The 14,870-nt window shown below is 36.1% G+C and carries 15 protein-coding genes; 10 read left to right on the top strand and 5 right to left on the bottom strand.

All coding sequences use genetic code 11. From position 1 onward, the window contains the following. Positions 1-17 precede the first annotated feature (17 nt). From F598_RS0106095 to F598_RS0106060, 8 genes are all read left to right on the top strand, one after another. The gene (locus F598_RS0106095; RefSeq protein WP_019038142.1) at positions 18-770 is read left to right on the top strand and encodes a Rossmann-like and DUF2520 domain-containing protein; all 753 of its coding nucleotides are present in this window, start codon (positions 18-20) and stop codon (positions 768-770) included. Then, positions 757-1,260, top strand: coding sequence for a KdsC family phosphatase (locus tag F598_RS0106090; RefSeq protein ID WP_019038141.1), 504 nt, complete (start codon positions 757-759; stop codon positions 1,258-1,260). Before F598_RS0106095 ends, F598_RS0106090 begins: the two co-directional genes overlap by 14 nt. A gap of 17 nt (positions 1,261-1,277) precedes the next feature. Then, positions 1,278-2,171, top strand: coding sequence for a geranylgeranylglycerol-phosphate geranylgeranyltransferase (locus F598_RS0106085; RefSeq protein ID WP_019038140.1), 894 nt, complete (start codon positions 1,278-1,280; stop codon positions 2,169-2,171). Then, positions 2,168-2,746, top strand: coding sequence for a Maf family nucleotide pyrophosphatase (locus F598_RS0106080; RefSeq protein WP_019038139.1), 579 nt, complete (start codon positions 2,168-2,170; stop codon positions 2,744-2,746). The genes F598_RS0106085 and F598_RS0106080 overlap by 4 nt, the downstream gene beginning before the upstream one ends. A gap of 3 nt (positions 2,747-2,749) precedes the next feature. Next, complete coding sequence (locus tag F598_RS0106075; RefSeq protein ID WP_019038138.1) at positions 2,750-3,634, top strand: hypothetical protein; 885 nt, start codon at positions 2,750-2,752, stop codon at positions 3,632-3,634. A gap of 4 nt (positions 3,635-3,638) precedes the next feature. Next, complete coding sequence (locus tag F598_RS0106070) at positions 3,639-4,184, top strand: mechanosensitive ion channel domain-containing protein (RefSeq protein WP_019038137.1); 546 nt, start codon at positions 3,639-3,641, stop codon at positions 4,182-4,184. A 62-nt stretch (positions 4,185-4,246) separates the two neighbouring features. Continuing rightward, complete coding sequence (locus tag F598_RS0106065) at positions 4,247-6,730, top strand: PIG-L family deacetylase (RefSeq protein WP_019038136.1); 2,484 nt, start codon at positions 4,247-4,249, stop codon at positions 6,728-6,730. Between the two features lie 124 nt (positions 6,731-6,854). Next, a complete protein-coding gene (locus F598_RS0106060) occupies positions 6,855-8,540 on the top strand; it encodes a sodium:solute symporter family protein (RefSeq protein ID WP_019038135.1) in 1,686 nt (561 codons plus the stop codon). Positions 8,541-8,572: 32 nt separating this feature from the next. Here F598_RS0106060 and F598_RS0106055 read toward each other — a convergent pair whose 3' ends face one another. Further along, positions 8,573-9,415 (bottom strand): DUF2911 domain-containing protein, encoded by an 843-nt coding sequence (locus tag F598_RS0106055; protein WP_019038134.1) that lies wholly within the window; start codon positions 9,413-9,415, stop codon positions 8,573-8,575. Positions 9,416-9,546: 131 nt separating this feature from the next. Here F598_RS0106055 and kdsA point away from each other — a divergent pair, with 131 nt between their 5' ends. Beyond that, on the top strand, positions 9,547-10,365 hold the full coding sequence (gene kdsA / locus F598_RS0106050) for a 3-deoxy-8-phosphooctulonate synthase (protein WP_019038133.1): 819 nt from the start codon (positions 9,547-9,549) through the stop codon (positions 10,363-10,365). Here the strand turns inward: kdsA and xseB are convergent, their stop codons facing one another. The 4 genes from xseB to F598_RS0106030 are packed head-to-tail and all read right to left on the bottom strand — an operon-like array spanning position 10,366 to position 13,685. Further along, positions 10,366-10,581, bottom strand: coding sequence for an exodeoxyribonuclease VII small subunit (gene xseB, locus F598_RS0106045; RefSeq protein ID WP_019038132.1), 216 nt, complete (start codon positions 10,579-10,581; stop codon positions 10,366-10,368). Then, on the bottom strand, positions 10,568-11,962 hold the full coding sequence (gene xseA, locus F598_RS0106040; RefSeq protein WP_245539757.1) for an exodeoxyribonuclease VII large subunit: 1,395 nt from the start codon (positions 11,960-11,962) through the stop codon (positions 10,568-10,570). Before xseA ends, xseB begins: the two co-directional genes overlap by 14 nt. 2 nt (positions 11,963-11,964) lie before the next feature. Continuing rightward, positions 11,965-12,492 (bottom strand): DinB family protein, encoded by a 528-nt coding sequence (locus tag F598_RS0106035; RefSeq protein WP_019038130.1) that lies wholly within the window; start codon positions 12,490-12,492, stop codon positions 11,965-11,967. Then, positions 12,492-13,685 (bottom strand): proline dehydrogenase family protein, encoded by a 1,194-nt coding sequence (locus tag F598_RS0106030; RefSeq protein ID WP_019038129.1) that lies wholly within the window; start codon positions 13,683-13,685, stop codon positions 12,492-12,494. Before F598_RS0106030 ends, F598_RS0106035 begins: the two co-directional genes overlap by 1 nt. Positions 13,686-13,782: 97 nt before the next feature. Between F598_RS0106030 and aroB the strand changes: the two genes are divergently transcribed. Next, positions 13,783-14,856, top strand: a complete 1,074-nt coding sequence (gene aroB, locus F598_RS0106025; RefSeq protein ID WP_019038128.1) for a 3-dehydroquinate synthase — start codon at positions 13,783-13,785, stop codon at positions 14,854-14,856. Positions 14,857-14,870 lie beyond the last annotated feature (14 nt).

Raw genomic sequence — 14,870 nt, 5'->3', positions numbered from 1 at the left:
TCATCTAATTTTTGGAGATGTATTCTATTGTAATTTTAGGAACTGGAAATGTAGCTAGCCATATGTTTAAGGCTCTACAAGCTTCGGCCCTATGTCAGGTTTTGCAAGTTTATAATCATAAGCCTGAATCATTAGAGAATTTCAAAAAATTTACTGCTGTCACCACTTCAATCTCTGAATTGAAACAGGCAGATTTATACTTGCTATGCCTAAAAGATGATGTCATCAGTAAAATAGCAGATCAGCTTAGTACTTTAAATGGCATTGTAGCTCACACTTCTGGAAGTCAATCATTGCTTGATAGACCTAATTCTGCTGTATTTTATCCCTTACAGACCTTTTCAAAAGGCTCAAAATTAGATTATTCTAAAATTCCCTTTTGTCTTGAAGCGTATTCAGAAAAAAACCTCAACCGCCTAAAAGACATTGCACAATCTATTTCTACAGTAGTTTTTGAAATTAACTCCAGTCAAAGACAAACTTTGCATCGAGCCGCTGTTTTTGTTTGTAATTTTACAAATTACTTATATGCCATAGGAGAAGACATCTGTAACAAAGATGACATGCCTTTTGATATTTTAAAAGCTCTTATTAAGGAAACTGCAGATAAAGTTCAAACCAACTCTCCATCTCAAGTACAAACTGGTCCAGCAATACGTAACGATCAAACGACAATCAATAAGCACCTAGGAGAGATAAGCAATACAAATCATAAGGCTATTTACAAGCTCCTTACAGAATCCATTATAAAAAAATATGACAAACTATAAAGAATTACTCAACCAGATCACCACTTTTGCTTTTGATGTCGATGGTGTATTCACCAATGGTTCTTTACAAGTCTCTTCTTCTGGAGAATTGATTAGAACGATGAATGTTAAAGATGGGTTCGTGGTAAAAGAAGCCTTAAAGGCTGGCTACGAAATCATTGTCATCTCCGGAGGAACCAATGAAATGGTTAGGACGCGGTTAAGAGATTTAGGGATAACTAATATACATCTAGGTGTTGCGGACAAAACTGAATGCTTAGAAGAGTTTTTGGAGGTGTATGGAATCCAAGCCGAGCATGTAGCTTTTATGGGCGATGATATTCCAGACATTTATCCTATGAAAATGGTTGGTCTGGCCACTTGTCCTCAGGATGCAGTGCCCGAGGTCAAAGATATATCAAACTACATTTCTCATAGAAAAGGTGGTGATGGCTGTGTGAGAGATCTTATTGAGCAGGTCATGAAAACCCAGGGAAAATGGAAATTCTAAACGCTGACTAATTAACCATGTATATTCTAAATCTTATAAGGTGGAAAAATTTACTCATCCTTATTTTTTCTGCTTTACTTATAAGGTTTTCGCTTCTACCTGGCTTTGGAGTTGATCTGGAACTCAGTTTATTTCATTATTCCTTAGTAATTTTGGCTGTGGTTTGTTTTGGTGCTGGTGGCAACATCATCAATGATTTTTTTGATATTACTACCGATAGTATCAACAAACCTCAACGCCTAGTGGTGGATAAACTTATCTCTAGAGAAAAAACGTTAGGTCTTTATGGTATGACTAACCTTTTGGGATTAGCTTCTTTATTATATTTGCTTATCAATCAGGCTTTTGAGAGCCATCTATTGGTGTTTTATATTTTATTAGCCTCTCCTCTAGCCCTCGCAGCTTATTCAATTTGGTTGAAAAAAAAAGCCATTATAGGGAACATTTTGGTGAGTCTTTTGGTAGGGCTTAGTATTTATTGCTTAGGAACTATACTTATTGAAAAAAGCCAGCATCCTGTGGTTTTCTTTACCATAATAGTCTACAGTGTTCTAACATTTTTGATTAATCTTTCCAGAGAAATGGTTAAGGATATAGAAGATATTAAAGGGGATTACTTCTGTGGAATGTCAACACTCCCTATCCTCATTGGTAAACGCAGAACCAATTACATTGTATTTAGTATAATTATCTTGAGTGTTTTTATATTACTTAGCATTCTGCTGACCTATTTTCTTAGCCTTAACCTAGTCATGTTTTATATGTTTACGTTTGTCATCCTCCCCCTTATACTTATATCCAAACGAACACTTAGTGCAAAATCAGAAAAAGACTACAAAGACATCAGTTCCCACCTTAAACTTGTATTTTTAACGGGTTTGTGTTCCATGATTACATTTTTATTTATATGATCTTAAAAAATTTAAAGAATAAGCAAGTCATTTTGGCTTCTGGCTCACCGAGACGTCAGGAAATTCTAAAGTCTATTGGAGTAGATTTCAAGGTTGAGCTCCGCTCGGTTAACGAAGTTTTTAATGATAAATTAAAACATCATGAAATCAGTGATTTTTTAGCGAAATTGAAAGCAGATCAGTTTACAGATCTGCTAGGAAATGAGGTCCTAATTACTGGAGACACTATCGTTTGGCACAACGACCGTGCACTCAACAAACCAAATGATAAGGACGAAGCCTTTGAAATGATACAATCCCTTTCCAATACTACTCATGAGGTCATTTCTTCCTTTTGCATTAAAACTACTGAAAAGGAAAACGTTTATTATGATGTGACCAAAGTAAAATTCAAGCCCCTCACCAAAGAGGAAATCTGGCACTATATTCACACCTATTCACCGATGGATAAAGCCGGAGCTTATGGTATTCAAGAATGGATTGGACAGATAGGAATTTCAGAAATTAATGGATCATTTTATACTGTGATGGGATTTCCAGTACATTTAGTTTACGAACATTTATCTAAACTCTAGCTTATGAGATTTATTTTGATTTTGATTTTAGTTAGTATTTACAGTTGTAAGACAGAGCCTAATCTTCAGTCTAAACCTAATGTGGAGGCTGAGCCAAGAGATTTATCTGAAGCTTTTAAGGAATATTGGTACAATGGAGAAGCTGAATTGACCAGCTACGATCTTGAGTATTTCCGCTATGGTGAAAAAAGAACTGGCAAAGCCATGATGATTTTTGTTACTGAAGATTTTCTAAGACAACAACAGGTAAAAGCCAATTCAAAGTCTGAAGCAACAGTATCTGTGATGAAGCTTAATTCCACCAAAAAATTCAACACAGGAATTTATCCCTACAGTATCATGGAGAGTACTTTTTTGCCGTTGACCAAAAGAGAGCCTTTACTTAAAGCATCTTCAAGTATACAGGAATGGTGTGGCCAAACCTATGCCCAATTAAACCGTAGAGTGATGTTTGAACTCAAAACACACTCTTATTTTGAAGGGGAAGCAGATGCAGAGTTTGAGCGCCCAATAACCTTTACAGAAAATGAACTTTGGTTAAGCCTAAGAATAGATCCAAGAAAAATGAAGCTTGGAGAACAAAAAATACTGCCGAGTCTAAGCTTTCTTCAGCTTAATCATAAAAAATTCAAGGCTTACAAAGCAATTATTGAGCAAAGCGAAGGCGATTATATTGTAACAAGTTTAACCTATGCAGCTCTTGGAAGAATTCTTAATGTTTATCAAAGCAAAAGCTTTCCTTACAGTATTGAAAAATGGGAAGAATTGGACATTTCCTCAAACGACACCTTAGTTTCAAGAGCTATCAAAAATAAAACATTGAGAACAAAATATTGGGAAAAAAATTCAAACAAATATTTACATTTACGTGATAGTTTAAACTTGTAAATTTATGATAGAAACCTTTTTCTTTACTTATGAAAAACAGATCATTTGGACAGCTATTGTAGTCTTTCTGTTACTAATATTAAGACTTGGCCTTAAAAAATCAGCTAATCGTATTGCCAAACGAGATGAACTGAATTACGCTAGAACTAAGTTGATTTATAAGTATATCAATGTATTAGTTTCCTTCATAGCTATCTTTTCGCTACTCTTAATCTGGGGAGTTGAAATACGAGAGTTAACTTTAATTTTTTCATCTGTGTTTGCAGTCATAGGTATAGGATTATTTGCTATTTGGTCCGTCTTAAGCAATATTACCTCTGGTGTCATCATGTTTTTCTCATTTCCTTACAAGATTGGCGATAAGATTCAAATCAACGATAAAGATTTTCCAATTACAGCCATTATTGAAGACATAAAAGCATTCCAGCTTCATTTAAGAACAGAAGAAGGTGAACTAGTCACCTATCCCAACAACCTGCTTTTACAGAAGTCGGTAACTTTACTAAAAAAAGATGCCATGCTGGATAGGAATGAAAATACAGATCGTTAAAAGCTACACAATAACTAATTATTAATAAGTTAGGCTAGTATATTTGATTCAAAACTACAACAATGATAAATCGCAATCTAAGTCTTTGTTTCTTTTTACTTGTTAGCCTTATAGCCACACCTCAGGAACCTAATAAACTTTCTTCTTCTGAAATATTACAGAAAATTCAATCCTTAAATTTTCTTGGCAATGTGCTTTACATAGCGGCTCATCCCGATGATGAAAATACGAGCCTTATCACCTACTTCTCAAAACAAGTCAATGCCAAAACCACCTATCTATCCTTAACGCGAGGAGATGGTGGTCAAAATTTAATCGGTTCCGAACTCAGTGAAAAACTGGGTATAATCAGAACTCAGGAACTTCTCAATGCCAGAAAAATAGATGGGGGTCATCAAATGTTTTCAAGAGCCATAGACTTTGGATATTCTAAAACACCAGAAGAAACCTTAGAAATTTGGAATAAAGATGAAATTTTATCTGATGTAGTATGGGCGATAAGAAAACACAGACCAGATATTATTATCAATCGATTCGATCACAGAACCTCGGGTACAACGCACGGCCATCACACCTCATCCGCTCTCTTGAGTGTAGAAGCCTTCGAGCTCGCAGGAAATAAAAACGCCTATGCTTCCCAGCTAGAACAAGTTCAACCCTGGCAGCCCAAACGTGGATTTTTCAATACGTCGTGGTGGTTTTATGGGAGCCAAAAGGCATTTGAGGAAGCAGATAAAACAAATTTTATAGAATTAGGCATCAATACCTATTATCCGTTAGAAGGTTTATCTAATAATGAAATTTCTGCCTTGAGTAGAAGCCAGCATAAGTCACAGGGCTTCGGAAATTCAGGTTATCGAGGGGAGCGTTCAGAATATATAGAACTTATAAAAGGTGAAGGATTTGAAGGGAATAATCCATTTTCTGGGATAGATACCTCTTGGAACCGTATTCCAGAAGGCAAAGCCATAGGGGATATTCTATATAGCGTTGAGAATGATTTCGACTTAAGACGTCCATGGCTCTCTATTCCGAAGTTACTCAAGTCTAAAGCTTTAATAGAAGATATTGAAGACGACTTTTGGAGATCTCAAAAAATGCAGCAAATTAAGTCCATCATCATGCATTCTTTAGGCTTATTTGTGGAAGCTAGAAGTTCATCTCCATATGCAAATGCTGGAGAACAGGTTGAAGTTGAGTTTGAACTTATCAATAGAAGTCCAGTCCCTATAACTTTAAAGTCTATCTCACTCAATGGACGAGATGTAAGCCTATCTCCGGTAGTATTAGAAAATAATTTAGACTACACGCACAATACAACGCAAAAAATCGATATCAATTCAGAATTTACAACCCCCTATTGGTTAGAAAATTCACCAGAATTAGGACTATTTAATGTCAAACAACAAGACCTTATTGGTTTAGCCGAAAGTCCAGAACCTTTAGTTTACAAATTTCAATTAGACATTAATGGATCTGATTTTGTTATTGAAAAGCCTCTAATCTATAAATACAACGACCCTGTAAAAGGAGAAGTTTATCAAAGCTTTGAAATTTTACCCAAAGCATCTTTAGAGTTTGAGGAATCGGTATATATTTTCAAGAATTCAAACAAAAAATCAATTGAAGTTAAAGTGGAAGCTTTTCATAATAATCTGAATGGTGATTTGAGGCTTAATCTACCTAAAGGCTGGAAGTCATCACCACAAACTTATAAGGTGAATTTAAAAGCAAAAGGGGAGCAAAAGCGTTTTTCTTTCGAAATTACTCCTGCCACGACTGGTGAAATCAATGTGAAGCCTGAACTGATGATAAACGGCGAAGTCATTTCAAAAAATGTTTCAACCATTGAGTACGATCACATCGGCACTCACAAATTAATTCAGGACGCGGCAACTAAACTTGTCAATCTTGATATTAAAATAAGTGATAGAAAAATCGCTTACATCGAAGGAGCGGGCTCCAGTGTGCCAAGTAATCTCCGGGACTTGGGTTTCGAAGTTGATGTAGTGGCTCCCAATTCAATATCAAAAGAACTACTTTTAAATTATGATGTTGTTATGACGGGTATTCGTGCTTACAATATCCATGAGGAACTCGCATTCAAACAATCTTTGTTATTTGATTTTGTGCAACAAGGAGGAACTATGATTGTGCAGTACAACACCAATAGAAGATTAAAAACAGAAGACATAGCTCCTTTTAAAATGAGCATGTCCAGAGACCGTGTAACCGAAGAAAATGCTGAAGTCAGGTTTATCAAGCCTAATCATCCGCTATTGAATTCACCAAATTCAATTGATGAAAAAGATTTTGAAGGCTGGGTTCAAGAACGTGGTCTCTACTTTCCTGATGATTGGTCTGATGAATTGACACCAATTTTATCGATGAATGATAAAAATGAAAAACCAAAGAAAGGAAGCATTCTAGTTGGTGAATATGGTAAAGGTCATTATATCTATACAGGTTTAAGCTTTTTTAGAGAATTACCAGCTGGAGTGTCTGGAGCATATAAACTAATTTCAAATTTAATTTCAATAGAATAGGATGTCTAAAGGCCCTGATAAATACGTTTGGAAAACAGCTTATACCTGGATTTTAATTTGCAATGCGGTTTACATCATTGGCTTTTATCTATTCATGAACTGGTTTCAAAACTAAGTCGGCTTCATGGAAACTCTAGACCTTATCATTTTATTTGCTACCTTGCTCTTTATTGTTGTTTATGGCAGCCTAAAGTCAAGAAATAACGCCAATGTAGACGATTTTATAAAAGGAGGTAATACTTCTCGCTGGTGGACTGTGGGTCTGTCGGTAATGGCTACTCAAGCCAGTGCTATTACCTTTTTATCTACCCCAGGACAGGCTTTTCATGACGGCATGGGCTTTGTCCAATTTTATTTTGGTCTTCCTATAGCTATCATTATTATATGCCTTGTATTTCTTCCGATTTATCATAGGCTTAAAGTCTACACTGCCTATGAATATCTAGAATCTCGTTTTGATCTAAAAACCAGAAGCTTAACTGCTGGTTTATTTTTGATTCAAAGAAGCTTAGCAGCCGGAATTACAATCTATGCGCCTTCAATAATTCTCTCTGCAGTCTTAGGCTGGAATTTATTCTATTTGAATATTTTAATTGGAATTTTAGTGATTATCTATACTGTAACGGGTGGTACCAAGGCAGTCAATGTGACTCAAAAGCAACAAATGGCTGTTATTTTTTTGGGGCTCATTACTGCGTTTATTCTCATTTTTTCCTATTTACCAGATGATATCAATTTTACAAAGGCGATGAAGATCGCTGGAGCAAATGACAAGTTGAATGTAGTAGACTTCTCTTTCAGTTTTGATAATCGTTACACCTTTTGGAGCGGTATCATTGGCGGCAGTTTTTTAGCACTTTCCTATTTTGGTACAGATCAAAGTCAGGTTCAACGTTACCTCTCTGGTAAAAGTCTGAGAGAAAGTCAAATGGGATTGATTTTTAATGCTATACTGAAAGTACCTCTGCAATTTTTTATCCTGCTTATCGGGATTATGGTTTTTGTCTTTTACCAATTCAACTACTCTCCTATCAACTTTAACCCAGCTGCCAAAGAGGCCGTAACCGCATCAGAATACAGTTCTGAATTTGAAGATTTGGAGGATCAACTCATAACTATTCAGGATCAAAAGAAAAGTCTTGCTAGTCAATTTGCCAAAAGCACAGCAAATGACGAAAAAAATCTGAATACTGAACTTGAGCAACTCAACAGGAAAGAAACTGAGTTGAGAGACGAAGCTAAGCTTATTATTTCACAAGTAGATGAAAAGATTGAAACCAACGATAAAGACTATGTTTTTATTCATTTTATCTTAAATAATCTGCCAAAAGGTTTAATTGGGCTATTACTTGCTGTTATTTTATCTGCAGCTATGTCTTCGACTGCATCAGAGTTGAATGCCTTGGCTTCCACCACAACTATAGATCTTTACAAAAGAAATAAAAAGAATTTGCAGGAAGACAAGCATTACGTTAACTCTACAAAACTGTTTACGCTGGGCTGGGGAGTTTTCGCTATTATTTTTGCTTGTACCGCAAGTCTATTTGATAACTTGATTCAGCTTGTCAATATTATCGGGTCCATCTTTTATGGCAATGTTTTAGGCATTTTCCTATTAGCCTTTTTTATCAAGTATGTGAGAAGTCATGCTGTTTTCGTCGCAGCCATTATTACTCAGGCCATTGTTATTTTTGGATATTTCCAAGACTGGATGCCTTATTTGTGGTTGAATTTGTTTGGTTGTGGATTAGTGATTGGCATAGCTATACTCCTACAGGTATTCATAAAAAAACCGACCCAGATCAGCTGAGTCGGTTGAATATTTAGAGCCTTAGTGCTTCATTACATTGCCCCCCACTCTTTAAGTGAGTCTTGATTCATTTTGATATAATCTGCATTGTTTGCTTTTTTAGCTCCTGCTAGAGATGCTTTGGCGGTCTCAATAGCTTTTTTCTTTTTGCCATTAGCAGCGTATATCAAAGACTGTTGTCTTTGCATCCAGAATGGTTTTGTTTCAGCCATTTCCATTCCTTTTTCCATCCACGCTTCAGCTTTATCCAAATCTTTACCAGAAGTAAAGTAGTATACCGCAGAGTTGAAATAATCTGCAGCTGTAGGTCCAGACATTATTCTATCAATATTAGCTTCCACCATCTCGTCAGTAGGGAAAGCTATTGGAACTTCAACTTTTGTTTTCTCCCATGAAATGGCAAGATGAGCCTTATCCATGGTAATGTTATCAAACCCTATCGTGAATGTTTCTACTAAATGTTTTAAAGATTTTACAGGAACGTTGATCATTGCCACTACAGCATCTTCGTTCCATGTTCTTGGTAAGCCCCAGTTTTCTGTATTTTCATAAAAGAAAATATCCCAACTTCCTTTTTTAGGAATACTGTAAAGTGAATAGCTGCCAGCTTCCAGGGCTTGACCACCGATTTCTACGTCATCAGAAAAAGTCACAATTGTATTTTCGTTAGCTCCAGTTCTCCATCGTTTATCGAAAGGAACCAGATCTCCAAAAATCACTCTTCCTTTAGCGGAAGGTCTTGAGTAGGCCACAGAAACTTCTGAAAGTCCAACATTTTGGGTTAGCATTGCATTTGGACTCGGTTGTGGCGTTTCTACTTGTGCGTAAAAAACGACTGACATTACAAATGCAATAGTGGTAAAAATAGTTTTCATATTAATTAATTTTAAATTAAATGCATTAGATGGTGAAAGATACGTAAAATCACATTTTAAAAAACCTGGAGTTTGAGAAATTAGCGTTAATAAATACGTGCTGAAATCCTTATCTTTGAAAAAAAATTCTAATGGATCTTAATCTAATTCCAAATTTAAAACATACCAATTCTTCTAACTTTTTCTTACTAGCAGGCCCATGTGCTATAGAAGGGGAAGACATGGCTTTAAAAATTGCAAAACGAATACTTACCATTACCGATAAATTAGAAATCCCTTTCGTTTATAAAGGCTCTTTTAAAAAGGCAAACCGAAGCAGAATAGATAGTTTTACTGGAATTGGAGATGAAAAAGCGCTAAAGATTTTAAAAAAAGTAAGTGACACTTTTAATATCCCAACGGTAACCGATATACATAAAGAAAGTGATGCTGCGATGGCAGCAGCCTACGTAGATATCCTGCAAATTCCTGCCTTTCTCGTTAGGCAAACCGACCTTTTGGTAGCTGCTGCAGAAACTGGAAAAGTTGTCAATCTTAAAAAAGGACAATTTATGAGTCCAGAAAGTATGCAGCACGCAGCTCAAAAAATAAAGGATTCTGGGAATGAAAAGGTGATGATTACAGACCGAGGAACTATGTTTGGTTACCAAGATTTAATTGTAGACTTTAGAGGTATTCCTACAATGAAGCGTTACGCCTCAACTGTGCTAGATGTTACGCATTCCTTACAACAGCCCAATCAATCCTCTGGCGTAACCGGGGGTCGACCAGAAATGATAGAGACTATTGCCAGAGCGGGAGTGGTCAACCAGGTGGATGGCTTGTTTATTGAAACTCATTTCAATCCTAGCGAAGCGAAAAGTGATGGGGCTAATATGCTTGATTTGGAGTTACTTGAAGGACTGCTTACACGATTAGTGCACATTCGTAAAACGATTAACCAATTTTAGTCAACTTGTTTTAGAATTCAAATCTTCCATATCATCTAAAGCAGAGTTAACTTCCTTTTCTGTTTTGGTGAGAATGGTCTTACAGTGTTTTATCAACTCTGAAGCTCGTTTCACCTTTTTGGTCAACTCATCAACCGAGACAGCATCGTTCTCTATATCGGAAACGATAGTTTTAAGCTCTTCTAGAGCTTCCTCATAGCTTTCAGTTTTTTTCATCAGTTTGAATTTTTACGACATCGCTTTCAGCATAGCCATCGGCAAATATTGTCTTTAAGCGATCGCCTGTTTTAAGTTTTGTCGTGGATGTTATAATTTTATCGCCTAGCAAATTCAGTGTATACCCTCGTTTCAAAAGTCGTTCAGGTGAAAGTAAGTCTAATGATTTAGAGAGGTAATCCAATTCTTGATGCTGCTGCTTGGTTGTAGATTTAGCCTCCCTTTGGATTGATTTAAAATACAATAAAAGTTGATCTTCTTGATTATGAAGTTTGTTTTTTACCAACCAATCCATTCTATATTTGAGTTGCTCTAAACCATCGAGCCTAGATAACACTAAGGATGGGAGATTCGATTTGATGCGTTGTTTTTGCGCTTTCAACTCATAGTCGTGAGTTTTGAGTAAAGTATTAACCTGTGTTTTAAACTCTTTATGAAGGTTCAATAGTTCTTGATTTTTTTCCTTCAGCATACCATCAACCTTAGTTTCGAAATGGTTTGTAAGAGCTTTAAGCTCATCAAAACAGTTTTGAAAGGCCGCTATAAAATAATAAGCAACATCTGTAGGTGTTATTTTATTTTTGAAAGCCACCAGTTCCACTAAAGTTTCATTGGTTGAATGTCCAATACCAGTTACCACTGGAAGTGGAAATCTTGCCACTTTTGAAGCTAGTATAAAGCTATCGTAGCAACTTAATCCAACGTCCCCTCCACCACCTCTTATGATGGTAACCACATCAAAATCATCTTTTGTGTTTTCTATGCTCTCTAAAGCTTTAGCAATGGAGGTTATAGCTTTATCACCTTGTAGCAAAGCAGGAAATAATTCTATTTCAAAATTGAAATGAGCATAGGTTTTTGAAATGATATTGATAAAATCCTGATACCCTTTACTAGTTTGGACCGAAATCACAGCAATGCGTTGGGGAAGCTTTGGAGAGGACATGGATCTATTAAGATCATAAATTCCTTCAGATTTAAGTCGTTTAAGACTTTCCTGCTTTTCCCTTGCCATCTCGCCTAGCGTAAAGCTTGCGTCAATATCTATGATATTAAGGGAAAAGCCATAGTTAGGATGATAATTAACTTTTGCCAATATCAATACCGTCATTCCCTCTGATAGTGGTTTTTTAGCAAGATTCAGGAATTGTTTAGATATATTTTGATAATTATCAGCCCAAATGGTTGCCCGCATTTGGGCAAGAATTTGCCCGTTTTGTTTTTCTACAAGATCTGGATAACAATGCCCGCTCTTGTCGTAATAATTGAGTTTAGCAATCTCAGTTTTGATCCAATAAGGTTTATGATAATGCGCACTGACCATCCTTTGTAAACTCCTGCCGATGTCTAGTAATGTAAATACAGAAGTTTTAGATGACATGCTTATGCTTTAAGGTAACGCTCTTTGATAATATGGATATGGTGCTTCTGGTGACCACACAATATAAACGGAATAACCCTAACTGAAAAAGGACCTCCACTAGCTTGACCTATATTTTTAAGTACCTGTTCATCAAAACTCTTATACAAAAGAATAGTTGAGTTTCTAACTGCTTTGAACTCTTGAAGCAAATTGTCGATAGTTCTTTTATTGGAGAAGCAATTTTCTGCATAATCATTTTCATCATAGCCTGGTAGAACAGTAAAATCCTCTCTAGCGAACCTTAAAGCTCGATTTACAAAAATACGTTCCGTATCAATTAAATGCTGAAGGATTTGTTTTGGCGTCCATTTCGCTTCTGCATAACGAAACTCATGTTTCTGAGAAGGTAAACACTCATATAAGTCAACCAGTTCTTGCTCTTGATGTAGAGCCTCAAAAAGCTCTGTCGAAGAAATAACCCTGCTGAGGTACAAATCATAATAAGATTTGTATTCTTCATTAGTAATATCAGATTTTAGAATTGCCATTATTCTACTCGCTTAACATAGCTACCATCTCTTCTGTCTTTTTCTTCTCTTAAAAGAGCTAATTCTCTACCTGTCTGACCCTGAACTGAAGAATTCTCCTGAGCTCTTCTAATCAGATAAGGAATAACATCTTTAATAGGGCCAAAGGGAACTAATTTAATGGCATTGGCATTTACTCGACCCAAATTAAAACTGATGTGATCACTCATTCCGTAAAGCTGTGCGAACCAAATTCTATCATCAGAGAGGTGTAATTCTTTCTGATTCATCAACTGTAGAGCCATATAGGTACTCACCTCATTATGAGTCCCTATAAATTGCGAGATATCGTCTACATTATCAATACAATAGCACATCACGGCATTGAAATTTACATCGGTTGCTTCTTTATCCTCACAAATAGGTGTTGGGTAACCTTTCCTTTTCGCTCTTGCGTTTTCTTTTTCCATGTAAGCACCACGAACAGTTTTAAAACCGAGCTTAAAACCCTCCTTTTGTGCACGCTCATGCAAGCCTTTTACATAAGATAGTCTATCCCAGCGATAGCACTGTAGAGTGTTAAAGATAATGGGCTTCTCTTTGTTATATTTTCTCATCATATCTTCTATGAGATTGTCTGCTGCATCCTGCATCCAAGACTCTTCAGCATCTATGAGAAGTCGAGTATCATTATCATATGCAGCTTTACACACGCTTTCGAATCTAACTTTGATGTTGTCCCACTCTTCTTGTTCTTTATCGGTTAGCTTATCGTTGGCTGTCACCTTTTCCCAAATTTCAAATCGCCCCAAACCAGTGGGTTTTGCAACAGCAAATGGTATCTCTTCAGCTCCACCAGCATACTTGATAATTTCTATCTTATCTGATGCGGCTCTATCAAATTCGGCTTCGCTTTCTTTTCCTTCAACAGAATAATCCAAAACACTGTAAACATTTTCTTTTCTCATCTTTTTCACCAGAGGCATACAATCATCCTGACTTACTCCGCCACAAAACTGTTTAAATATCGTAGCTTTTACCAATGGCTCAATAGGTAGTTTTAGTTTTAGAGCAACATTGGTTGCTGCAGTAGATACGGGAACAAAATATGGAATGTTCATCATTGAGAACAAAAACAAAGAGCGCTTTAAATCTTTATCAGATTTTAAAACAAAGGCGTGTTTAGTATCATTGAATATTTTAGTGTCGATCATAGTTTTTAAAAAAAATTAAGCTCAAATATAGAGATTGATATAGTATTTTCGCTTTGCAGTTTTGCAATTACATTAATCTTAACAAAGCCTTTTCGAAATGACAACTATAGAGTTAAAATCTTACAAAATAGCCTTTCAAGAAGAAGCATACAAAGCACTAAATACTTTAATTTCATCTGGCTCATACTCTTCAATTTATATTTTGGTAGACACCAATACCAGCTTGCATTGCTCCCGTTTTCTAGCTGAAAAAATTGAATCTGATTTAAAAATAGAATGGATTGAAATTGAGCCGGGTGAAGAACATAAAACGATAACAACCTGTCATGAAATATGGAAAGCACTTTCTGAAACTGGCGCAGACCGTAAATCTTTAATGATTAATCTTGGAGGTGGCATCGTAACAGATATTGGGGGTTACGTCGCATCCTGTTTTAAAAGAGGAATTGATTTTGTTCATGTTCCTACAACACTCCTAGGCATGGTAGACGCTGCTATTGGAGGAAAAAACGGTGTGAATTTGGATAGTTTGAAAAATCAAGTTGGTATAATAAGACCTCCCAAACTAGTTTTGATTGATGTAGGTTACCTGGCCACCTTACCCCCTCAAGAAATGAGAAGTGGTTTAGCAGAAATGCTTAAGCATGGTTTAATTGCCAATGCCGACGATTTTTACGCTTTTGAAGATTTATCGCAATTTAATGTGGATAGATTACCAGAGCTCATCAAAGATTCTATTAAGATTAAAACTCAAATTGCAGAACAGGACCCACATGAAAAAGGAATGAGAATGGCCCTTAATTTCGGCCATACCCTAGGTCATGCTATTGAATCCTACCACATGGAATCAGAGCAAAAGAATAAACTTCTTCATGGAGAAGCTGTAGCCATAGGAATGGTTTTAGCGCTAAAGCTTTCAGAGGAAATTCTTGATTTCTCCCAAAAGGAGTGCGATAGGGCTAGCAGGATAATTACTTCTTATTTTAAAAGCACAGAATTTTCAGAGGAAGATATCGATGCGATTAAGACTTATCTCAAACACGACAAAAAGAATTCTGCTGGAAATATAAATTTTGTGTTGTTAACTGCCTTAGGTCAGCCAAAAATCAATTGTAAAGTTTCAGATGACCAAATAAAAAAGGCTTTTGCGTATTACAAAAGCCTTTCTTAAACTTAATTTTTATA

Source organism: Psychroflexus tropicus DSM 15496, assembly GCF_000378765.1.
Classification (GTDB): Bacteria; Bacteroidota; Bacteroidia; order Flavobacteriales; family Flavobacteriaceae; genus Psychroflexus; species Psychroflexus tropicus.
This window is presented reverse-complemented; position numbering and strand designations above follow the sequence as displayed.

Coding starts and splice junctions, on each gene's coding strand:
- F598_RS0106095 (WP_019038142.1), top strand. CDS start 18: ATGTATTCTATTGTAATTTTAGGAACTGGAAATGTAGCTAGCCATATG.
- F598_RS0106090 (WP_019038141.1), top strand. CDS start 757: ATGACAAACTATAAAGAATTACTCAACCAGATCACCACTTTTGCTTTT.
- F598_RS0106085 (WP_019038140.1), top strand. CDS start 1,278: ATGTATATTCTAAATCTTATAAGGTGGAAAAATTTACTCATCCTTATT.
- F598_RS0106080 (WP_019038139.1), top strand. CDS start 2,168: ATGATCTTAAAAAATTTAAAGAATAAGCAAGTCATTTTGGCTTCTGGC.
- F598_RS0106075 (WP_019038138.1), top strand. CDS start 2,750: ATGAGATTTATTTTGATTTTGATTTTAGTTAGTATTTACAGTTGTAAG.
- F598_RS0106070 (WP_019038137.1), top strand. CDS start 3,639: ATGATAGAAACCTTTTTCTTTACTTATGAAAAACAGATCATTTGGACA.
- F598_RS0106065 (WP_019038136.1), top strand. CDS start 4,247: ATGATAAATCGCAATCTAAGTCTTTGTTTCTTTTTACTTGTTAGCCTT.
- F598_RS0106060 (WP_019038135.1), top strand. CDS start 6,855: ATGGAAACTCTAGACCTTATCATTTTATTTGCTACCTTGCTCTTTATT.
- F598_RS0106055 (WP_019038134.1), bottom strand. CDS start 9,415: ATGAAAACTATTTTTACCACTATTGCATTTGTAATGTCAGTCGTTTTT.
- kdsA (WP_019038133.1), top strand. CDS start 9,547: ATGGATCTTAATCTAATTCCAAATTTAAAACATACCAATTCTTCTAAC.
- xseB (WP_019038132.1), bottom strand. CDS start 10,581: ATGAAAAAAACTGAAAGCTATGAGGAAGCTCTAGAAGAGCTTAAAACT.
- xseA (WP_245539757.1), bottom strand. CDS start 11,962: ATGTCATCTAAAACTTCTGTATTTACATTACTAGACATCGGCAGGAGT.
- F598_RS0106035 (WP_019038130.1), bottom strand. CDS start 12,492: ATGGCAATTCTAAAATCTGATATTACTAATGAAGAATACAAATCTTAT.
- F598_RS0106030 (WP_019038129.1), bottom strand. CDS start 13,685: ATGATCGACACTAAAATATTCAATGATACTAAACACGCCTTTGTTTTA.
- aroB (WP_019038128.1), top strand. CDS start 13,783: ATGACAACTATAGAGTTAAAATCTTACAAAATAGCCTTTCAAGAAGAA.